The sequence below is a fragment of the Nonomuraea sp. N2-4H genome (genome assembly GCF_045291505.1).
Classification (GTDB): domain Bacteria; phylum Actinomycetota; class Actinomycetes; order Streptosporangiales; family Streptosporangiaceae; genus Nonomuraea; species Nonomuraea fastidiosa.
The window spans coordinates 4744113-4761114 of record NZ_CP147987.1 but is presented as its reverse complement, the minus strand read 5'-3'; the positions used below and the strand labels follow the sequence as shown (position 1 = coordinate 4761114).

Annotated in this window: 22 protein-coding genes; 16 read left to right on the top strand and 6 right to left on the bottom strand. The window is 72.0% G+C overall.

The annotated features are described in order from the left end of the window. Nucleotides 1–21: 21 nt before the first annotated feature. Nucleotides 22–243: a hypothetical protein gene (locus WBK31_RS21940; protein ID WP_364054742.1), complete on the bottom strand. Its 222-nt coding sequence runs from the start codon at nucleotides 241–243 to the stop codon at nucleotides 22–24. A 521-nt stretch (nucleotides 244–764) separates the two neighbouring features. On the opposite strand from WBK31_RS21940, the gene hisD reads away from it, so the two are divergent. From hisD to hisF, 9 genes are read left to right on the top strand one after another with little or no spacing between them, the layout of a single operon-like run. Then, nucleotides 765–2081 (top strand): histidinol dehydrogenase, encoded by a 1317-nt coding sequence (hisD, locus tag WBK31_RS21935; RefSeq protein WP_364054739.1) that lies wholly within the window; start codon nucleotides 765–767, stop codon nucleotides 2079–2081. Continuing rightward, the gene (locus WBK31_RS21930) at nucleotides 2078–3148 is read left to right on the top strand and encodes a histidinol-phosphate transaminase (RefSeq protein ID WP_378787802.1); all 1071 of its coding nucleotides are present in this window, start codon (nucleotides 2078–2080) and stop codon (nucleotides 3146–3148) included. Before hisD ends, WBK31_RS21930 begins: the two co-directional genes overlap by 4 nt. Next, entirely contained in the window at nucleotides 3145–3738 is a 594-nt protein-coding gene (hisB, locus tag WBK31_RS21925; RefSeq protein ID WP_364054736.1) for an imidazoleglycerol-phosphate dehydratase HisB, read from the top strand. Before WBK31_RS21930 ends, hisB begins: the two co-directional genes overlap by 4 nt. Next, the gene (locus WBK31_RS21920) at nucleotides 3735–3890 is read left to right on the top strand and encodes a hypothetical protein (protein WP_406673057.1); all 156 of its coding nucleotides are present in this window, start codon (nucleotides 3735–3737) and stop codon (nucleotides 3888–3890) included. Before hisB ends, WBK31_RS21920 begins: the two co-directional genes overlap by 4 nt. Continuing rightward, nucleotides 3887–4522 (top strand): imidazole glycerol phosphate synthase subunit HisH, encoded by a 636-nt coding sequence (hisH, locus tag WBK31_RS21915; protein WP_364054729.1) that lies wholly within the window; start codon nucleotides 3887–3889, stop codon nucleotides 4520–4522. Before WBK31_RS21920 ends, hisH begins: the two co-directional genes overlap by 4 nt. After that, nucleotides 4519–4848, top strand: a complete 330-nt coding sequence (locus WBK31_RS21910) for a hypothetical protein (RefSeq protein WP_364054726.1) — start codon at nucleotides 4519–4521, stop codon at nucleotides 4846–4848. Before hisH ends, WBK31_RS21910 begins: the two co-directional genes overlap by 4 nt. Further along, nucleotides 4848–5570 (top strand): bifunctional 1-(5-phosphoribosyl)-5-((5-phosphoribosylamino)methylideneamino)imidazole-4-carboxamide isomerase/phosphoribosylanthranilate isomerase PriA, encoded by a 723-nt coding sequence (gene priA / locus WBK31_RS21905; RefSeq protein ID WP_364054723.1) that lies wholly within the window; start codon nucleotides 4848–4850, stop codon nucleotides 5568–5570. The genes WBK31_RS21910 and priA overlap by 1 nt, the downstream gene beginning before the upstream one ends. Before the next feature lie 20 nt (nucleotides 5571–5590). Next, on the top strand, nucleotides 5591–6001 hold the full coding sequence (locus WBK31_RS21900) for a Rid family hydrolase (protein WP_364054720.1): 411 nt from the start codon (nucleotides 5591–5593) through the stop codon (nucleotides 5999–6001). Next, on the top strand, nucleotides 5998–6759 hold the full coding sequence (hisF, locus tag WBK31_RS21895; RefSeq protein ID WP_364054717.1) for an imidazole glycerol phosphate synthase subunit HisF: 762 nt from the start codon (nucleotides 5998–6000) through the stop codon (nucleotides 6757–6759). Before WBK31_RS21900 ends, hisF begins: the two co-directional genes overlap by 4 nt. A gap of 8 nt (nucleotides 6760–6767) precedes the next feature. Here the strand turns inward: hisF and WBK31_RS21890 are convergent, their stop codons facing one another. The 3 genes from WBK31_RS21890 to WBK31_RS21880 form a co-directional block, all read right to left on the bottom strand. Beyond that, the gene (locus tag WBK31_RS21890) at nucleotides 6768–8129 is read right to left on the bottom strand and encodes a glutamine synthetase family protein (RefSeq protein ID WP_364054714.1); all 1362 of its coding nucleotides are present in this window, start codon (nucleotides 8127–8129) and stop codon (nucleotides 6768–6770) included. Nucleotides 8130–8190: 61 nt separating this feature from the next. Beyond that, a complete protein-coding gene (locus WBK31_RS21885) occupies nucleotides 8191–8352 on the bottom strand; it encodes a hypothetical protein (RefSeq protein WP_364054711.1) in 162 nt (53 codons plus the stop codon). 197 nt (nucleotides 8353–8549) lie between these two features. Next, nucleotides 8550–9179 carry a TIGR03085 family metal-binding protein gene (locus WBK31_RS21880; protein ID WP_364054708.1) on the bottom strand — a complete coding sequence of 210 codons (630 nt, stop codon included), beginning with the start codon at nucleotides 9177–9179 and terminating at the stop codon, nucleotides 8550–8552. Nucleotides 9180–9295: 116 nt separating this feature from the next. Here WBK31_RS21880 and WBK31_RS21875 point away from each other — a divergent pair, with 116 nt between their 5' ends. Both WBK31_RS21875 and WBK31_RS21870 read left to right on the top strand, forming a co-directional pair. Further along, complete coding sequence (locus WBK31_RS21875; protein WP_378790215.1) at nucleotides 9296–11092, top strand: ABC transporter ATP-binding protein; 1797 nt, start codon at nucleotides 9296–9298, stop codon at nucleotides 11090–11092. Next, a complete protein-coding gene (locus WBK31_RS21870) occupies nucleotides 11089–12888 on the top strand; it encodes an ABC transporter ATP-binding protein (protein WP_378787810.1) in 1800 nt (599 codons plus the stop codon). Before WBK31_RS21875 ends, WBK31_RS21870 begins: the two co-directional genes overlap by 4 nt. Before the next feature lie 88 nt (nucleotides 12889–12976). Here the strand turns inward: WBK31_RS21870 and WBK31_RS21865 are convergent, their stop codons facing one another. Both WBK31_RS21865 and WBK31_RS21860 read right to left on the bottom strand, forming a co-directional pair. Continuing rightward, on the bottom strand, nucleotides 12977–13366 hold the full coding sequence (locus tag WBK31_RS21865; RefSeq protein WP_364054702.1) for an ATP-binding protein: 390 nt from the start codon (nucleotides 13364–13366) through the stop codon (nucleotides 12977–12979). Beyond that, on the bottom strand, nucleotides 13359–14180 hold the full coding sequence (locus tag WBK31_RS21860; protein WP_364054700.1) for an MEDS domain-containing protein: 822 nt from the start codon (nucleotides 14178–14180) through the stop codon (nucleotides 13359–13361). The genes WBK31_RS21865 and WBK31_RS21860 overlap by 8 nt, the downstream gene beginning before the upstream one ends. A gap of 142 nt (nucleotides 14181–14322) precedes the next feature. On the opposite strand from WBK31_RS21860, the gene WBK31_RS21855 reads away from it, so the two are divergent. The 5 genes from WBK31_RS21855 (at nucleotide 14323) to WBK31_RS21835 (ending at nucleotide 16903) form a co-directional block, all read left to right on the top strand. Continuing rightward, entirely contained in the window at nucleotides 14323–14673 is a 351-nt protein-coding gene (locus tag WBK31_RS21855) for an STAS domain-containing protein (RefSeq protein WP_364054698.1), read from the top strand. A 37-nt stretch (nucleotides 14674–14710) separates the two neighbouring features. Beyond that, complete coding sequence (gene hisI / locus WBK31_RS21850; protein WP_378787813.1) at nucleotides 14711–15058, top strand: phosphoribosyl-AMP cyclohydrolase; 348 nt, start codon at nucleotides 14711–14713, stop codon at nucleotides 15056–15058. A gap of 4 nt (nucleotides 15059–15062) precedes the next feature. Beyond that, nucleotides 15063–15644 (top strand): Trp biosynthesis-associated membrane protein, encoded by a 582-nt coding sequence (locus WBK31_RS21845; RefSeq protein ID WP_364054692.1) that lies wholly within the window; start codon nucleotides 15063–15065, stop codon nucleotides 15642–15644. Between the two features lie 109 nt (nucleotides 15645–15753). Then, nucleotides 15754–16425, top strand: a complete 672-nt coding sequence (locus WBK31_RS21840) for a DUF4190 domain-containing protein (protein WP_364054689.1) — start codon at nucleotides 15754–15756, stop codon at nucleotides 16423–16425. 46 nt (nucleotides 16426–16471) lie between these two features. Then, a complete protein-coding gene (locus tag WBK31_RS21835) occupies nucleotides 16472–16903 on the top strand; it encodes a DUF2752 domain-containing protein (protein ID WP_364054686.1) in 432 nt (143 codons plus the stop codon). Nucleotides 16904–17002 lie beyond the last annotated feature (99 nt).

The window sequence follows — 17002 nt, the reverse complement described above, 5'->3', positions numbered from 1 at the left end:
CGTACCCCGTCCGCTTGCTCGTCAGTGGCGGTCAGGGGTCTGCAGATGGTCAAGCGGCCGGTCGTCGGCGCGTTCGACGAGCTCGGCGAGGTCGACGCCGTGCTCGCTGAGCTCGTCGACGGTGGCGCAGTAGCCGCGCAGGTAGGTGCGGCCGTTGACGCGATGGGAGACGCGCAGGAGCGGGCGATCGTCCAGGATGATCGCCTCGACCAGGATGCCGTCGGGTCCGTGCCACTGTCCCATGCCGCTAAGGGTAAAAGGATGGACATAATGGACAGATAATCTCCGGCGTCCCGCTCCACGTCTCGCCGTAGTACCGCGCCGCGCGGTTTCCGGCGTTTCGCCACAAGCCCCGCGGTTCCGAAGTCCCCGGAGCCCCGAAGTCCCCGCGGTCCCGAAGTCCCCGGAGCCCCGGAGCGCCACAGGCCCGCCGAGCCGGTCGCGCCGCGCGACGGCTGGAAGATGTGGCTAAAAATCACGCAACGTCACCTTGTCGCGCCGCAAAGTTTGTCTTGAGAATCCGGGTTAGAGACCGTGTCTCCCGGGCAGTGGAGTTTCCCGTGACTTTCCCCGGCCGTGGCCGTACCCCCGTGACGGCTACGGCGCCGGCCCCGGCAGGCCCGGTCCGGGGCCGCGACGGCCGCGAGGGGCGTGCGTCGGCGAGCGCCGCCCCCGCGGCCGTCGAGCACCGGCCGCGGGGCGTCCGCGCTGTCCGCATGATGGACGCAACCTGAACCGGAGCCCGGACTCCGTAGACTGTGAGGGTGATTTCCCGTATCGACATGCGCGGTTCCCTGCCTGCGGACCTGCGCGACGTGCTGCCCCGCGCCGAGCTCGACGTCGAGGCCGCCCTGGAGAAGGTGCGGCCGATATGTGAGGACGTGCGCCATCGCGGGGCGGCAGCCGTACGGGAGCTGACCGCCACGTTCGACGGTGTTGAGATCGCCTCTACTCGCGTGCCCGCCGAGGCGCTGCGCGACGCGCTGGCCGCGCTCGACCCGCGGGTGCGCGCCGCCCTTGAGGAGTCGATCAGGCGGGCCAGGCTCGTCCACCGCGACCAGCGGCGCACCGACGTCACCACCCAGGTCGTGCCCGGCGGCACGGTGACCGAGCGGTGGGTGCCGGTCGACCGGGTCGGCCTGTACGTCCCCGGTGGCCGCGCGGTCTATCCGTCGAGCGTCGTGATGAACGTCGTGCCCGCCCAGGAGGCCGGCGTCGGCTCGCTGGCGGTCACCAGCCCGGCGCAGAAGGAGTTCGGCGGGCTGCCGCACCCCACGATCCTGGCCGCGTGCGCGCTGCTCGGCGTGGACGAGGTCTACAGCGTCGGCGGCGCGCAGGCGGTGGCGATGTTCGCCTACGGCACCGAGGAATGCGAGCCGGTGTCCATGGTGACGGGCCCCGGCAACATCTTCGTGGCCGCCGCCAAGCGGCTGCTCAAGGGCCGCATCGGCATCGACTCCGAGGCGGGCCCCACCGAGATCGCGATCCTCGCCGACGAGACGGCCGACCCGGTCCACGTCGCCGCCGACCTGATCAGCCAGGCCGAGCACGACGTGATCGCCGCCTCCGTGCTGGTCACCACCAGCCCCGAGCTGGCCGACGCGGTCGAGAAGGAGCTGCCCGGCCAGATCTCGGCGACCAAGCACTCCGAGCGCATCACCGAGGCGCTGAGCGGCCGCCAGTCCGGCATCGTGCTGGTGAGCTCGATCGACGACGGCCTGAAGGTGGTCGACGCCTACGCCGCCGAACACCTGGAGATCCAGACCGCCGACGCCGCCGCCGTGGCGGCGCGGGTGCGCAACGCCGGGGCGATCTTCGTCGGCCCCTACTCGCCGGTCTCGCTCGGCGACTACCTCGCCGGGTCCAACCACGTGCTGCCGACCGGCGGCTGCGCCTGCCACTCCAGCGGCCTGTCGGTGCAGTCGTTCCTGCGCGGCATCCACGTCGTCGACTACACCCGCGAGGCGCTCGCCGGCGCGGCGGCCCATGTGTCGGTGCTGGCCGACGCCGAAGACCTGCCCGCACACGGCGCCGCGATCCGCGCCCGATTCGACTGGCGAGTGCCGACGGAGACCTCGTGAACCTCGACGACCTGCCCATCCGTGACGATCTGCGCGGCAAGACGCCGTACGGCGCGCCCCAGATCGACGTGCCCGTACGTCTCAACACCAACGAAAATCCCTACCCGCCATCGCCCGAGCTGGTCGCCGACCTGACGGCGGAGATCGGGCGGCGGGCGGGCGAGCTCAACCGCTATCCCGACAGGGACGCCACCGAGCTGCGCGCCGACCTGGCCGGCTACCTCGGCCACGGCCTGACGGCCGCGCAGGTGTGGGCCGCCAACGGCTCCAACGAGGTGCTCCAGCAGATCCTGCAGGCGTTCGGCGGCCCCGGCCGCACCGCCATCGGGTTCGAGCCCTCCTACTCCATGCACCCGATCATCACGGGCGGCACCAGCACCGAGTGGATCAGTGCCTCCCGTGAGGGCGACTTCTCGCTCGACCCGGACAAGGCGGTCGCCGCGATCGAGGAGCACCGCCCCGACGTGGTCTTCCTGACCTCGCCCAACAACCCCACGGGCACCGCCCAGCCGCTGGAGACGATCAAGGCGGTGCTGGCGGCGGCCCCGGGCATGGTGGTGGTCGACGAGGCGTACGCCGAGTTCGCCCGCGAGGGCACGCCGTCGGCGCTGACCCTGCTGCCCGACCACCCGAGGCTCATCGTCACCAGGACGATGTCGAAGGCGTTCGCGATGGCCGGCACCCGCCTCGGCTACCTCGCGGCGCACCCGGCGGTGGTCGAGGCGCTGCTGCTGGTGCGGCTGCCGTACCACCTGTCCACGCTGACGCAGGCGGCGGCGCGGGTGGCGCTGCGCCACCGCGACGAGCTGCTCGGCACGGTCGACGCGCTGCGCCGCGAGCGCGACGCCACCGTTGACTGGCTGCGCGGCAAGGGGCTGGAGGTCGCCGACTCCGACGCCAACTTCGTGCTGTTCGGGCGCTTCCCCGACCGGCGCAAGGTGTGGGAGGGGCTGCTGGAGCGCGGAGTGCTCATCCGCGAGGTGGGCCCGCCGGAGTGGCTTCGGGTGACGATCGGCACGGGCGAGGAGATGGCGGCCTTCCGCGCCGCCCTGGAAGGAGCAATGTGAGCCGCGTAGGTCGCGTCGAGCGTGTCACGAAGGAGACCTCGGTCCTGGTGGAGGTCGGCCTCGACGGCACCGGCCGGGTGGAGGTGTCCACGGGGGTCGGCTTCTACGACCACATGCTGGCCCAGCTCGGCAAGCACGGGCTGTTCGACCTGACGGTCAAGACCGAGGGCGACCTGCACATCGACTCCCACCACACGATCGAGGACACCGCGCTGGCGCTGGGCGCCGCGTTCCGCGAGGCGTTGGGCGACAAGTCCGGCATCAGGCGGTTCGGCAGCGCGTCGTGCCCGCTGGACGAGTCGCTCGCCCAGGTCACCGTCGACCTGTCGGGCCGCCCCTACCTCGTGCACACCGAGCCCGAGGGCATGGCGCCGATGATCGGCCCCGACTACGACACGACGATGACCCGCCACATCCTGGAGTCGTTCGTCGCGCAGGCGGCCATCTGCCTGCACGTTCATGTGCCTTACGGCCGCAACGCGCACCACATCGTCGAGGCGCAGTTCAAGGCGCTGGCGCGGGCGCTGCGCGAGGCGTCCGAGCTCGACCCGCGCGCGAGCGGGGTGCCGAGCACCAAGGGCGTGCTGTGACCGACAACCTGCTCGCCGCGGTGCTGGTGTTCATCGGGCTGTTCCTCGGCGGCGGCGTGTACTCCCTGGCCAAGCAGGGGCTGAAGGCGGGCGCGGCGATGTGCGCGGTCGGCGCGGTGATGGCGATTACGGCGGGAGTGTTGTGGTGGTGAAGAAGAACGTCGTGGTGCTCGACTACGGCTCGGGCAACCTGCGCTCGGCCGAGCGCGCGCTGACCAGGGCGGGCGCCGAGGTGACGGTGACGTCCGACTTCCAGACGGCCCAGGAGTGCGACGGCCTGGTGGTGCCGGGCGTGGGCGCGTTCGCCGCCTGCATGGAGGGCCTGAAGGCGGTGCGCGGCGAGCAGATCATCGGCCGCCGCCTGTCCGGCGGCAGGCCCGTGCTCGGCATCTGCGTCGGCATGCAGATCCTGTTCGCGCGCGGCGTCGAGCACGGCGTCGAGACCGAGGGCTGCGGCGAGTGGCCGGGCACGGTCGAGCAGCTCGACGCGCCCGTGCTGCCGCACATGGGGTGGAACACCGTCAAGGCGCCCGCGGGCAGCGTGCTGTTCGACGGGCTCGACGCCGACACCCGCTTCTACTTCGTCCACTCCTACGGCGTGCGCGACTGGGTGCTGCGCACCGGCGACGGCTTCTCCGAGCCGCTCGTCACCTGGGCCGAGCACGGCGTGCCGTTCGTGGCCGCCGTGGAGAACGGCCCGCTCATGGGCACCCAGTTCCACCCGGAGAAGTCCGGCGACGCCGGCGCGGCCCTGCTGCGAAACTGGGTCAAGGCGCTGCCGTGAGCAAGGAGCGTGCGCGCCGCAGGGCGGAGCGGGAGGCCGAGCGGGCGCGCGCGATCCGGGCCAACGAGGAGCGGCAGGCCCGCAGGGCCAGGCGTCGCGCCCTCATCGCCCGGCTGACGCCGCGCCCGGTGCGCATCCGCCGCCAGGGCGGGCTGCTGGCCCGCCGCCATCGCGCCCAGAACGCCGTGGTGGCGCTCGGCTTCCTGCTCGTCCAGGTGATCGCGTGGCTGGTGTGGGGATCGCTCCTGGCCAGCTTCGCCGTCCTGGTGCTGTCGGTGCTGTTCGTGCCCGTCGTCGTGACGCTCGCTTTCGACCGGAGGACCTGATGTCACTCACATTGCTGCCCGCCGTCGACATCGTCGACGGCCAGGCCGTACGCCTGGTGCAGGGCGAGGCCGGCACCGAGACCGGCTACGGCGAGCCGCTGGCCGCCGCGCTGGCCTGGCAGGAGGCGGGCGCGGAGTGGATCCACCTGGTCGATCTCGACGCCGCCTTCGGCCGGGGGAGCAATCGCGAGCTGATCGCCGAGATGATCGGCAGGCTCGACGTCAACGTGGAGCTGTCGGGCGGCATCCGCGACGACGACTCCCTGGCCCAGGCGCTGGCCACCGGCTGCCGCCGGGTCAACATCGGCACCGCCGCGCTGGAGAACCCCGCCTGGTGCAGCAAGATCATCGCCGAGTACGGCGACCGCATCGCGGTGGGCCTCGACGTGCGCGGCACCACACTGGCCGCGCGCGGCTGGACCGAGGACGCCGGCGACCTGTGGGAGGTGCTCGACCGGCTCGAAGCCGACGGCTGCCCCCGCTACGTCGTCACCGACGTCACCAAGGACGGCATGCTCCAGGGCCCCAACCTCGACCTCTACCGGCGCATCCTGGCCCGTACCGACAAGCCCGTGGTGGCCAGCGGCGGCGTCTCCAGCATCGACGACCTGGTCGCCCTCGCCTCCCTGGTCCCCGACGGCCTGGAGGGGGTCATCGTGGGCAGGGCCCTGTACGCTCGCGCGTTCACCCTGGAAGATGCGCTGGCAGCGGTACGCGTGTGACCGTGCCAGGAGGGGGCGAGATGAGTATCGGGAGCATCGGCATGGAGAGCACCGGTTACCGAGTGTTCTCAGGCGGCATCTGGGAGGAGAAGTACGGTTACGCCCGCGCGGTGGTCGCGGGCGGCCGGGTGATCGTGTCCGGCTGCACGGCCACGGTCGACGGAGAGGTACGCCACGTCGGCGACCCGTACAAGCAGGCCCTGACCGCGATCGAGATCGCGCTCGAAGCCGTCCTGATGGGCGGCCTGACGCGTGAGGACGTCGTCATGGTCCGCTACTACGTGGTCGAGCAGCGCCACTTCGACCCCGTGGGCAAGGCTATCCACGAGGTCTTCTCGAAGGTGCGTCCCGCCTGCACAGGGGTGCGGGTGGCCGGGCTGGTCGACCCGAGAATGCTGGTAGAGATCGAGATCGAGGCACTGCGAACATGAGCGTGGCGGTAAGAGTCATCCCCTGTCTCGACGTTGACGGCGGCCGCGTGGTCAAGGGCGTCAACTTCGAGAACCTGCGCGACGCGGGCGACCCCGTCGAGCTGGCCAGGCGCTACGACGAGGAGGGCGCCGACGAGCTGACCTTCCTCGACATCACCGCCTCCTCAGGCGAGCGCGAGACCATGCTCGACGTCGTACGCAGGACCGCCGAGCAGGTCTTCATCCCGCTCACCGTGGGCGGCGGGGTGCGTTCGGTCGACGACGTCGACCGGCTGCTGCGGGCGGGGGCCGACAAGGTGTCGCTCAACACCGCCGCCATCGCCAGGCCCGAGCTGCTCACCGAGGCGTCCAGGCGGTTCGGCGCGCAGTGCGTCGTGCTGTCGGTGGACGCCCGGCGGGCGCCGGGCACGGCCAGCGGGTTCGAGGTGACCACGCACGGCGGGCGGCGCGGCACCGGCATCGACGCCGTCGAGTGGGCCGCCCGCGGCGAGGAGCTCGGCGTCGGCGAGATCCTGCTCAACTCGATGGACGGCGACGGCACGCTCGACGGCTACGACCTGGAGATGCTGCGCGCGGTCAGGGCGGCCGTGCGGGTGCCGGTGATCGCCAGCGGCGGCGCCGGCCGGCTGGAGCACTTCCCTCCGGCGGTGGCGGCGGGCGCCGACGCCGTGCTGGCGGCGAGCGTGTTCCACTTCGGCACGCTGAAGATCTCCGAGGTCAAGGAGACGCTCAGGAACTCCGGCCACCCGGTCCGCTGAGCGGGGGCTCAGAACACCCGCATGTGGTGGAAGAGCTCGAAGGAGGCGTCCTCGCCCGCGAACGCCGCGGCCTCGGACCGCTTGACGGCCAGATACGCGCTGCGCCGCAGCGGTCCGAGCGCCTCCATGAGCACCTCGTCGGCCTCCAGCGCGTCCAGCGCCTCATCCAGCGAGGACGGCAGGCGGGGATAGCGGCCGGGCCGGGTGTCGGGATCGACGTCCACCGGCTCGCCCGGGTCGAGCTTGCGCCTGATGCCGTCGAGGCCGGCGTGGATGACCGCGCCGAGCGACAGGTAGGGGTTGGCGGAGGAGTCCGACGGCTTCAGCTCCAGGTTCGGCTCGCCGGTCTCGCCCAGCGGTGAGCAGACGCGGACGGCGGCCTCGCGGTTGTCGGGGCCGTAGACGGCGTACGCGCTGGACCACATGCGGGGCGCCAGGCGGCGGAAGCTGTTGACGCTGCCGCAGGTCAGCGCCGTGAGCGCGGGCAGGTGGGCGAGCAGGCCGCCGATGAAGGCGTCGCGCACCTCGTTGCCGGTGGCGAAGACGTTGCGGCCGTCGTTCCACAGCGACAGGTGCAGGTGGGCGCCGTTGCCCGCCTGGTCGGCCAGCGGTTTGGGGGCCAGCGAGGCCCACATCTGCATGCGCAGGGCGACGCCGCGCACGGTCTCGCGGTAGAGCACGTGGTTGTCGGCGGCGCGCAGCGCGGGCGCGTGGCGGATCGACAGCTCCTGCTGGCCGTGGCCGAGCTCGGGATGGTAGTGCTCGACGCGCAGCCCCTGCGTCTCCAGCGCGCGCACCAGCGCCATCGTGTAGTCGTGGGCGATGTCGAAGCCGATGGCGGCGTAGCAGAGGGCGTCGTCGATGGGCACCAGCCGGTCGGGCCCGCCCGACGGGTCGGGCAGCCGCCGGCCGAGCGTGAACTCCGGCTCGAACGCCGCCTCCAGCGCGTAGCCCTCATCACGCAGCTCGGCGATCGCGTCCTTCAGGAACGTGCGCGGGCACGCCTCCCACGGGCTGCCGTCGGGCAGGCACAGGTCCGACAGCATCGCGGCGGCGCCCGGAGCGTACGGCAGCGGCACGTACGTGGCGGCGTCGGGCACGATGCGCACCTCGCCCACCGGCCCCATGTGCTCGACCTCCTGCAACTGGTCGAGCATGTTCATCGCCATCATGGCCACCGTGTGCCCGATGCCCGAGCTGAGCCGCTCGGCCAGCCGGGACCTGGCCGCCGCCTTGCCGCGGATCACGCCTCCGTGGTCGGCGTACAGGAAACGGATGAGCTCGATGCCCTCGAGCTCGGCTCGCTCGAGGGTGCGCCGGGCGGCGGCGCCGAGCTGATGCGGTCTGGTGCCGGTGGGGCGATCTGTCACCCTGCCTGCGTAACACGAACCGGCGGTGCGCGGAAGCACCGCACGCAGACAGAACCCAAGGTCAGGTCAGGATGCTCGAGAAGAACACCGCCAATTGGTTGGCTCCATGGATGATTCCGTCGAACACACCGTTGACCGCGGCGGCGGCCTGGGCCGGCCGGGTGAACAGGTAGAAGACCACGAACGCGATAGCCACGTAGGTGATCACCTTCTTGACCTGCATGGGGGGCCTCCTGCAGTCCGTTCCCAGCCGTATATACCCGAGTCTGGGCGATCCTTAGGCATCTCTATAGATGTACAAGATCCTAACCGGGGGGCTTCTTTCCTTTGCCATGGTAAGTGCAGTGTCCGGAACGCGAGCGCCTGCCCCGCCGGGTTTTCCGGGCATTCCGCACACCGAGCCGCCCCCACGGGGGCAGGTCAGACCCCGAGAGGAGCCTCGCGCAGCGCCTCCACGGCCGCCGGGTCCCCGGTCAGCTCGACCCGGGCGTGTCGCTGCCGCCCGAAGCAGAACATCAGCAGCTCGGCCGCTCTGCCGGTGACCTCCACGCGCGAGCGTCCCTTGGGGCCGCCGAGCACCACGCCGCCGCCGAGCCGGTGCAGCACCACGCCGACGGGCGCCTTGCGCAGCATCAGCCGGGCCCCTGCGGACACCCGCTTCCAGATGAGCCGCTCGAACTCGGGGTCCAGCTCGCGGGGCTCCCACGACGGCTGGGCGCGGCGCACGTCCTCGTGGTGGACGAACATCTCCAGCGTGTTGACGGCCGAGTCGAGCGCGGGCACCAGGCCGTAGACGCCGCCCGGCCGGCGGACGAGGCCGACCAGCTCGGGGTAGGGGTGGGCCTCCTTCATCCGCTGCTGGACCTTGGCGGTGTAACCGGCCAGCGGCTTGAGCCCGATGCCCGGCATGGCGTCGGGCCTGCGCTCGCGCACGACGAGGTGCGCGGCCAGGTCATAGGTGCTCCAGCCCGCGCACAGGGTCGGCGCGTCCGGGCCGAGCCGGTCGAGCAGGGTGCAGAGCGCAGCGCGTTCGCCACGAGCGTGAGTCACGTGGATCAGCCTACCGCTGGGAATAACCGTGTGATCGGGCGTGATAGGGACATACGTACAAACATCAGACCTGGAAGGAAACGTACCGAGTGGCGAGCAAGGTCACCTCGGCCGTGATGCGTCAAGGGCTCCGCGTCCTTGGGGTGGCCATTCGCACGGAGAAGACGGTCTTCACGCTCGCGGTGCTGGCCAGCGCCGTGTACGGCGGCATGACCGTCGCCTCGGCCTCCGCCCTCGGATGGGCGACACAGAACGTTGTACTGGCCGCGTTCCGCGACGGCGACGTCACCGCGGGAGCGCTCTGGACCGGCGTGTCGCTCATCGTCGGCGCCGCGCTGCTCAAGGCGATCGGCGTCGCGGGGCGGCGCATCCTGGCCGGTCTCCTGCAGTACCGCATGCAGGCGCGCTCCCGGCGCGACGTCACCAAGCAGTACCTGCGGCTGCCGCTGGCCTGGCACCACCGGCACCCGACCGGGCAGCTGCTGTCGAACGCCAGCTCCGACGCCGAGGCCGCCTGGGCGCCGCTCGCGCCGCTGCCGATGGCCGTCGGCGTGATCGTCATGCTGATCACCGCGGCGGTCGCGATGGTGCTCACCGACCTCGCGCTGGCGCTCGTGGGCTTCCTCATCTTCCCGGCCATCGCCGTGCTCAACCTCGTCTACCAGCGCAAGCTGAGCCCGCTGGCCACCCGCGCGCAGCAGCTGCGCGCCGAGGTCAGCGAGATCGCCCACGAGAGCTTCGACGGCGCGCTCGTCGTCAAGACGCTCGGCAGGGAGGAGCTGGAGACCGAGCGGTTCCGGCGGCGCGCCCAGGAGCTGCGCGACGCCAACATCGCCGTCGGCCGGGTGCGCGGCCTGTTCGACCCCATGCTGGAGGCGCTGCCCACGCTCGGCGTGCTCGCCGTGCTGGGCGTCGGCGCGGCCCGGCTGTCCGCCGGCGCGATCGACCCCGGCGACCTGGTGCAGGTGGCGTACCTGTTCACGCTGCTCGCCTTCCCGATCAGGGCGCTCGGCTGGGTGCTCGCCGAGCTGCCGCGCAGCGTCGTCGGCTGGCAGCGGGTGCAGGCCGTGCTCGACGCCACCGGCTCCATGGAGTACGGCACCGCCACCCCCGGCACCTCGGCCGGCCCCGCCGAGCTGAACGTCAGAGGCGTCTCCTACGCCTACGGCGAGTCGAAGGTGCTGCACGACGTCACCTTCGACGTGCCGGCCGGGCGCACGGTCGCCATCGTCGGCCCCACCGGCTCGGGCAAGTCCACGCTCGTGCAGCTCCTGGTGCGCCTGGTGGACCCCGACTCGGGTCAGGTGCTGCTGGACGGCGTGGACCTGCGCGACCTGCCCTACGGCGGAGTGGCCGCATCGGTGGCGCTGGTGCCGCAGCAGACGTTCCTGTTCGACGACTCCGTACGCGGCAACGTCGCGCTCGGCGGCGAGGTCACCGACGAGGACGTGCGGGCCGCCCTGCGCCTGGCCCAGGCCGACGGCTTCGTCGGCCGCCTGCCCGACGGCCTGGACACTCGCGTCGGCGAGCGCGGCGCCTCGCTCTCCGGCGGCCAGCGCCAGCGCCTGGCCCTGGCCCGCGCCGTCGTGCGCCGCCCCCGCCTGCTCATACTCGACGACGCGACCTCCAGCGTGGACCCGCAGGTCGAGGCCAAGATCCTGCACGGCCTGCGCGACGCCGCCGAGGCGTCCACCGTCGTGGTCGTCGCCTACCGGATGGCCACCATCTCCCTGGCCGACGAGGTCGTCTATCTCGACCACGGCCGCGTGGTGGACCGGGGCACGCACGAGGAGCTGATCGGGCGCTGCGAGGGTTACCGCAACCTGGTGACCGCCTACGAGCGCGAAGAGGCCGAGCGGGCCGCGATCGAGCTGTCCGACATCGACATCGAGGAAGAGGGGGTCAGCGCATGACCGCGCAGAGCATCCACGGCAACGCCGAGCGCTCCGCGCTGGCCACTATCCGGCAGGGCCTGTCGCTGACGCCCGAGTTCCGCACCGGCCTGCTCGGCACGCTGGCTCTGGCCGTCGTCGCCACCATCGGCAAGGTCATCGTGCCGATCGCGGTGCAGCAGGTCATCGACACCGGCCTCAAGACCGGCACGCCCGACATCCCGTACATCACGCGGGCCGTGGTGATCTGCGCCGTCGCCGTGGTGGTGACGGCCCTGGCCGGGTACGTCATGAACGTCCGCCTCTACAAGGCGACCGAGTCCTCGCTGGCCACCCTGCGCGTACGCGGCTTCCGCCACGTGCACGACCTGTCGGTGCTCACCCAGAACTCCGAGCGCCGCGGCGCCCTGGTCTCCCGCGTCACCAACGACATCGACCAGATCAGCACGTTCATGCAGTGGGGCGGGCTGATGATCATCGTCTCGCTCGGCCAGCTCTTCGTGGCCACCGTGCTGATGTTCGTCTACTCCTGGCAGCTCACGCTGCTGGTGTGGGCCTGCTTCATCCCGCTGATGATCGCCCTGCCGCGCTTCCAGCGGCTGCTGTCGCGGGCGTACACCACCGTGCGCGAGCGCACCGGCGACATGCTGGCCGCGGTCAGCGAGTCGGTGGTCGGCGCCGCCGTCATCAGGGCCTACGCCTCCGAGCGGCGCACCGCGGAACGCATCGACAGGGCCGTGGACGCCAACAAGAGGGCCCAGGTGCGGGCGCAGACCATCGTCGGGTTCGTCTTCCCGCTGACCGAGATCGTGGCCGCGATCGCCATCGCCGGCATCGTGCTGCTCGGCGTGCGGCTCGGCCTGTCGGGCGGCATCTCGCAGGGCGAGCTGGTGGCGTTCCTGTTCCTCGTGACGCTGTTCATCTCGCCGCTGCAGACCGCCACCGAGGTGCTGAACGAGGCGCAGAACGCCGTCGCGGGCTGGCGGCGCATCCTCGGTGTGCTCGACACCCCGCCCGACGTCGCCGACCCCGGCGAGCGCGGCGTGACGCTGCCGCGCGGCCCCATCGAGGTGGCCTTCGAGAACGTGCACTTCGCCTATCCCGGCGGCGCGCCCGTGCTGCGCGAGGTCACCGTGTCCATCCCGCCGCGCTCGCGCGTCGCCATCGTCGGCGAGACCGGCTCGGGCAAGACCACGTTCGCCAAGCTGCTCACCAGGCTCATGGACCCCGCCTCGGGCCGGGTCACCGTGGACGGCCACGACCTGCGCGACGTGCGCTTCTCCTCGCTGCGCGAGCGCATCGTCATGGTGCCGCAGGACGGCTTCCTGTTCGACGGCACGCTGGAGGAGAACATCCGCTACGGCAAGCCGTCGGCCACCAGGGAGGAGATCGAGCTGGCGCTGACCGAGCTGGGCCTGGCCGACTGGCTGGAGGGCCTGCCCGCGGGCCTCGACACCCCGGTCGGGCAGCGCGGCGAGTCGCTGTCGGCGGGCGAACGGCAGCTCGTCGCGCTGGCCCGCGCCTACCTCGCCGACCCCGACCTGCTGCTGCTCGACGAGGCCACCTCCGCCGTCGACCCGGCCACCGAGGTGCGCCTGGCCCGCGCGCTCGAAGGCGTCACCCGGGGCCGCACCGCCGTCTCCATCGCACACCGGCTGTCCACCGCCGAGAACGCCGACGAGGTGCTGGTCTTCGACGCGGGCCGGCTGGTGCAGCGCGGGCCGCACGCCCAGCTCGTGCAGGAGCCCGGCGTGTACGCCGACCTGCACGCCTCCTGGGTGTCGGCGGCGCGCTCGGAGACGACCCGCAACTCGTAGATGCGCTCGCAGGCCGAGCCGCGTCGCCTCGGGAGCGCGCCCGCCCGCCGCGCGTCGCTACGGGCGGGGTTCGCGGGCCTGGCGGGCTTCAGTCGCAGAGGGCGGCGAACGTCACGGTCGTCCCCGCCGGCCCTGAGACGATCATGACCTGGTCGCACAGCATGCCGGTCAGCCACAGCCCGCGCCCGCGGTGGTCGAGCCGCTCCGGCGGCCGGCCGTCGCCCATCCACCCGGCGGGCAGCCCCGGCCCCTCGTCGCTGACCTCGCACCACAGGCGGCCGCCGTGCGACCACATCCGCAGCCGGCCGTGGCCGCCGCCGTGCAGCACGGCGTTCGTGGCGACCTCGTTGACCGCCAGCACGAAGTCCTCGAGGCGGCCGCCGGTCAGCCCGTGCCGCCTGGCGTGCTCGGTGACGGTCCTGCGCAGGAGCGTGATGCGGCCGCGGGCGAAGCTGGTGCGGAGCGCCTGGCTAGTCATCGTCGGCCCGCCGTACGGCGAGATGCTGGTCCGCGCCGATCAGCCGCAGCACCCGCGCCATGGGGGCGCGGCAGATCACCGTCGTCGTGCCGCGCGGCCTGGCCATCGCCGTGGTGGCGAGCAGCTGGGCCGAGCCCGCGTCGATGAAGCCGAGCCCGCCCGCGTCGATCACGACCTCGCCCGGCTGCCTGACCAGGGGCCGCAGCAGGGAGGCGAACGCCGGGCGGTTGGTCAGGTCCACATCGCCCCACACCCGCAGCCCGGACCCGGCGCGGGCGAAGCGCAGCAGCGCCTGCTCGGGGGAGATCGGGTGCACGGCCGCCGCCTCCTCCAGGGCGTCGCGGGGGAAGACGCCGCGGTCGTACTGGCAGACCGCCGCCAGCCAGCCCTCGCCGAACAGCTCGTTGACGGCCGCCTCGAACGCCGCGTGCCCCGGCGCGTCGCCGAGGCCCCAGGAGGCGTCGACCAGCGCGTACACGCCGTGTCCTCCGGCGCGGTCGCGGGCGGCGGCGAGGCCCGTGCGCAGCCGCGCCGGATCGAGTAAGCCGTCGGTGAAGTGGGTGTCGGCGCAGGCCAGGATCTCGATCCGGCCGGCCGACTCGGCCTCGGCGAACCCCGGCACCAGCGGCGCCAGCCAGGTGCGCGTGCGCTCGGGGGTGTCGGTGTGCGTCATGATCACTACTTTGACGCGGCGGAGCAGGCCGTTCACGGTGAAGACCCGGGTGACCGTCATCCGCTCGCGCTCGCCGTCGAACGGCAGGCAGACATGGTCGCCCAGATCCGGGTCCAGGACGGAGCCCGCGACGTGCACCACGATCCTGTCCTCCCTAGCACGCGAAGGTCGGGTCAGAAGGTACTCGCACGGATGTGATCACGTACCGCATTCTCAGCAAAACCCACCGTGATGCGAGGCGGACGGGTGTACGTTTTCGGCGGAGCCGCCCACGGGAGGGGTCATGAGGAACATGGGCGTGGATGTGCTGGAGATGTCGCGACACGATCACGGGGGCTCGGTGGTGGTGAGGTTGTCGGGGGAGATGGACGTCGACAACGTCTCCCAAGTGCGGAAATGTCTGGATGAGGCGGTCGCGACGAACGAGCCGCGGCTCGTGGTCGATCTGACGGGGCTGACGTTCATCGACACCACGGGTCTGGGGGTGCTGGTACGCCTGCTCGCCTCGCTGCGCGAGCGCGGCCGCACCATGGCCCTCGTCGCCCCCGACGGCCTGGTGCTGCGCCGGCTCAGGCGCACCAACCTGGCGCCGCTGTTCCCGATCTACGACACCCTGCCCGAGGCGCTCGCCTGACGGCCGGGGCGCGCGGGCGGCCTGGTTGAATGGCAGCATGTCCCTCGATCCCAAGATCGCCGCGCGGTTGAAGCGCAACTCCGACGGCCTGGTGCCCGCGATCACCCAGCAGTACGACACCGGCGAGGTGCTCATGCTGGCCTGGATGAACGACGAGGCCCTGCACCGGACGCTCACCACCGGCAAGGCCACCTACTGGTCGCGCAGCCGCCAGGAGCTGTGGGTCAAGGGCGCCACCTCGGGCAACGTCCAGCACGTGAAGTCGGTGGCGCTCGACTGCGACGGCGACACCGTCCTGGTCAAGGTGGACCAGGTGGGCGGAGCCTGCCACACCGGCGACCGCACCTGCTTCGACGCCGACGAGCTCGAGATCGCGATCGGCTAGCACCATGCGCAGCGACAAGCGGGAGCTGTCGATCTGGGTCGTCGCCACCGCCCTGGGCTGCCTGCTGGTGCTGCTCGCCGCCGGCCGCGAGTGGGTGCGGGTGCTTCAGGACGGCGCGGCGGGCGTGACCACCGGGCCCACCGGCGGCGATCTGAGCCCGGCGCTCACGCCCGTGGCGCTGGCCGGGCTGGCCGGCGTGGTGGCCGTGCTCGCCACCAGGGGCACCGGCAGGCGCGTCGTCGGCGCGGTGCTCGCCCTGTGCGGCGCGGGCGTGGCGGCGGCGACCTGGGCGGCGATCGACGGCGGCAACGTCACCGGCTGGCTGAGCGAGCGCAACGTGCTCCACGGCGCCTCGGGCGTGCCCTGGGAGGCCGCGCCGCTGTGGCCCGCCGTAGCCGCGGCGGGCGCGCTGCTGATGCTCGCGGGCGGGATCACCGCGATCGTGCGCGGCGGTCGCTGGGCGGGCATGTCCGCGCGCTACGACCGCGCCAAGGGACCGGACGGCGAGGCGAAGGCGCAGGTCAGCGACGATCGGGCGCTGTGGGACGCGCTCGACAGGGGCGACGACCCCACCGAAGGCCGCTGACTCGCGGCGCTGACGAAACCTCCACTGTTCTGAATCCTTGTCTTCTTGGCAAAGAAATCCTCACTAAGCTGCCGTACCAACTCGCCACGAACGATTGAGGAGCCAGCTCATGAGCTACGGGGATCAGAGCGGTAGCGGCGGCTACGGCGCGCAGCCGCCCGGCGGCGGCTACGGGCAGCAGCCCGGCTACGACGGAGGCTATGGACAGCAGGCCTCCAGCGGTGGTTACGGCCAGCAGCCGCCGAGCGGAGGTGGCGGGTACGGCCAGCAGCCTCCCAGCGGCGGCGGCTATGGCCAGCAGCCCCCGAGCGGTGGAGGTTACGGTCAGCAGCCCGGCAGCGGCGGCTACGGTCAGCAGCAGCCGAGCGGCGGCTATGGACAGCAGCCGCCCAGCTACCCGCAGGACCTCAGCTACGGCCAGATGCCCGCGAGCGGCGGCTACAGCGCCCAGCCGCCGGGCTACGGCGGCTACGACCAGCAGCAGGCCTACTACGGCCAGCCGCAGCGCCCGACCAACGGCATGGCGGTGGCCTCGCTCGTCCTCGGTATCATCGGCCTGGTCTTCTGCGGGCTCACCAGCATCCCCGGCGTGATCTGCGGCCACATCGCGCTCAACCGGATCAAACGCAACGGCGAAGAGGGCTCGGCCCTGGCCATCGGCGGCCTGGTCACGTCCTACATCACCGTCGTGATCTGGGTGCTCACCTGGATCTTCCTCGGCGGTATCCTGCTGTCGTTGGTCGGGCTGGCCGGAGCCGCCAGCACCACCTACGACTACTGACCCGGCCACGCGGCACGGGCCGACCGGGAAGGCGGACATCGGGGGCATGAGTTTCGCGACCATCGAGCGGCCGCGCGCGCGGCGTATGAGAGCGCTGCTTGCGCCGCTCGGCGTCGCGGCCGTCACGGCCGCGGCCTTCGCGGTCGCGGGGCTGGTCGACCCCAACGAGCCCGGCCACTACCCGACCTGCCCGTTCCTGTGGCTCACCGGCCTCTACTGCCCGGGGTGCGGCACGCTGCGCACCATGCACGCGCTCGCCCACCTCGACCCCGTCGCCGCGCTCGGCCTCAACCCGCTGTTCGTGGCGATGATGCCGATCCTGCTGTTCTGGTGGGTGCGCTGGGTCGTGCGCGCGTGGCAGGGCAGGCCGCCGAGCACGGCCGTGCCTCACCCGGCGTGGCTGTGGGCGTTCATCGCCGTCGTCATGGTCTACTGGGTAGTCCGTAATCTGCCTTTCGGGGCGTTCCTCGCCCCCTAGGCGGGGACCGGTGGTGAGCGCGCCCCGCAGAGGCCGATACCATCGCAGGACAAGGCAGAGAGCGGACGCGACGCGAACTCTCCGCCACCCCCTTACAGC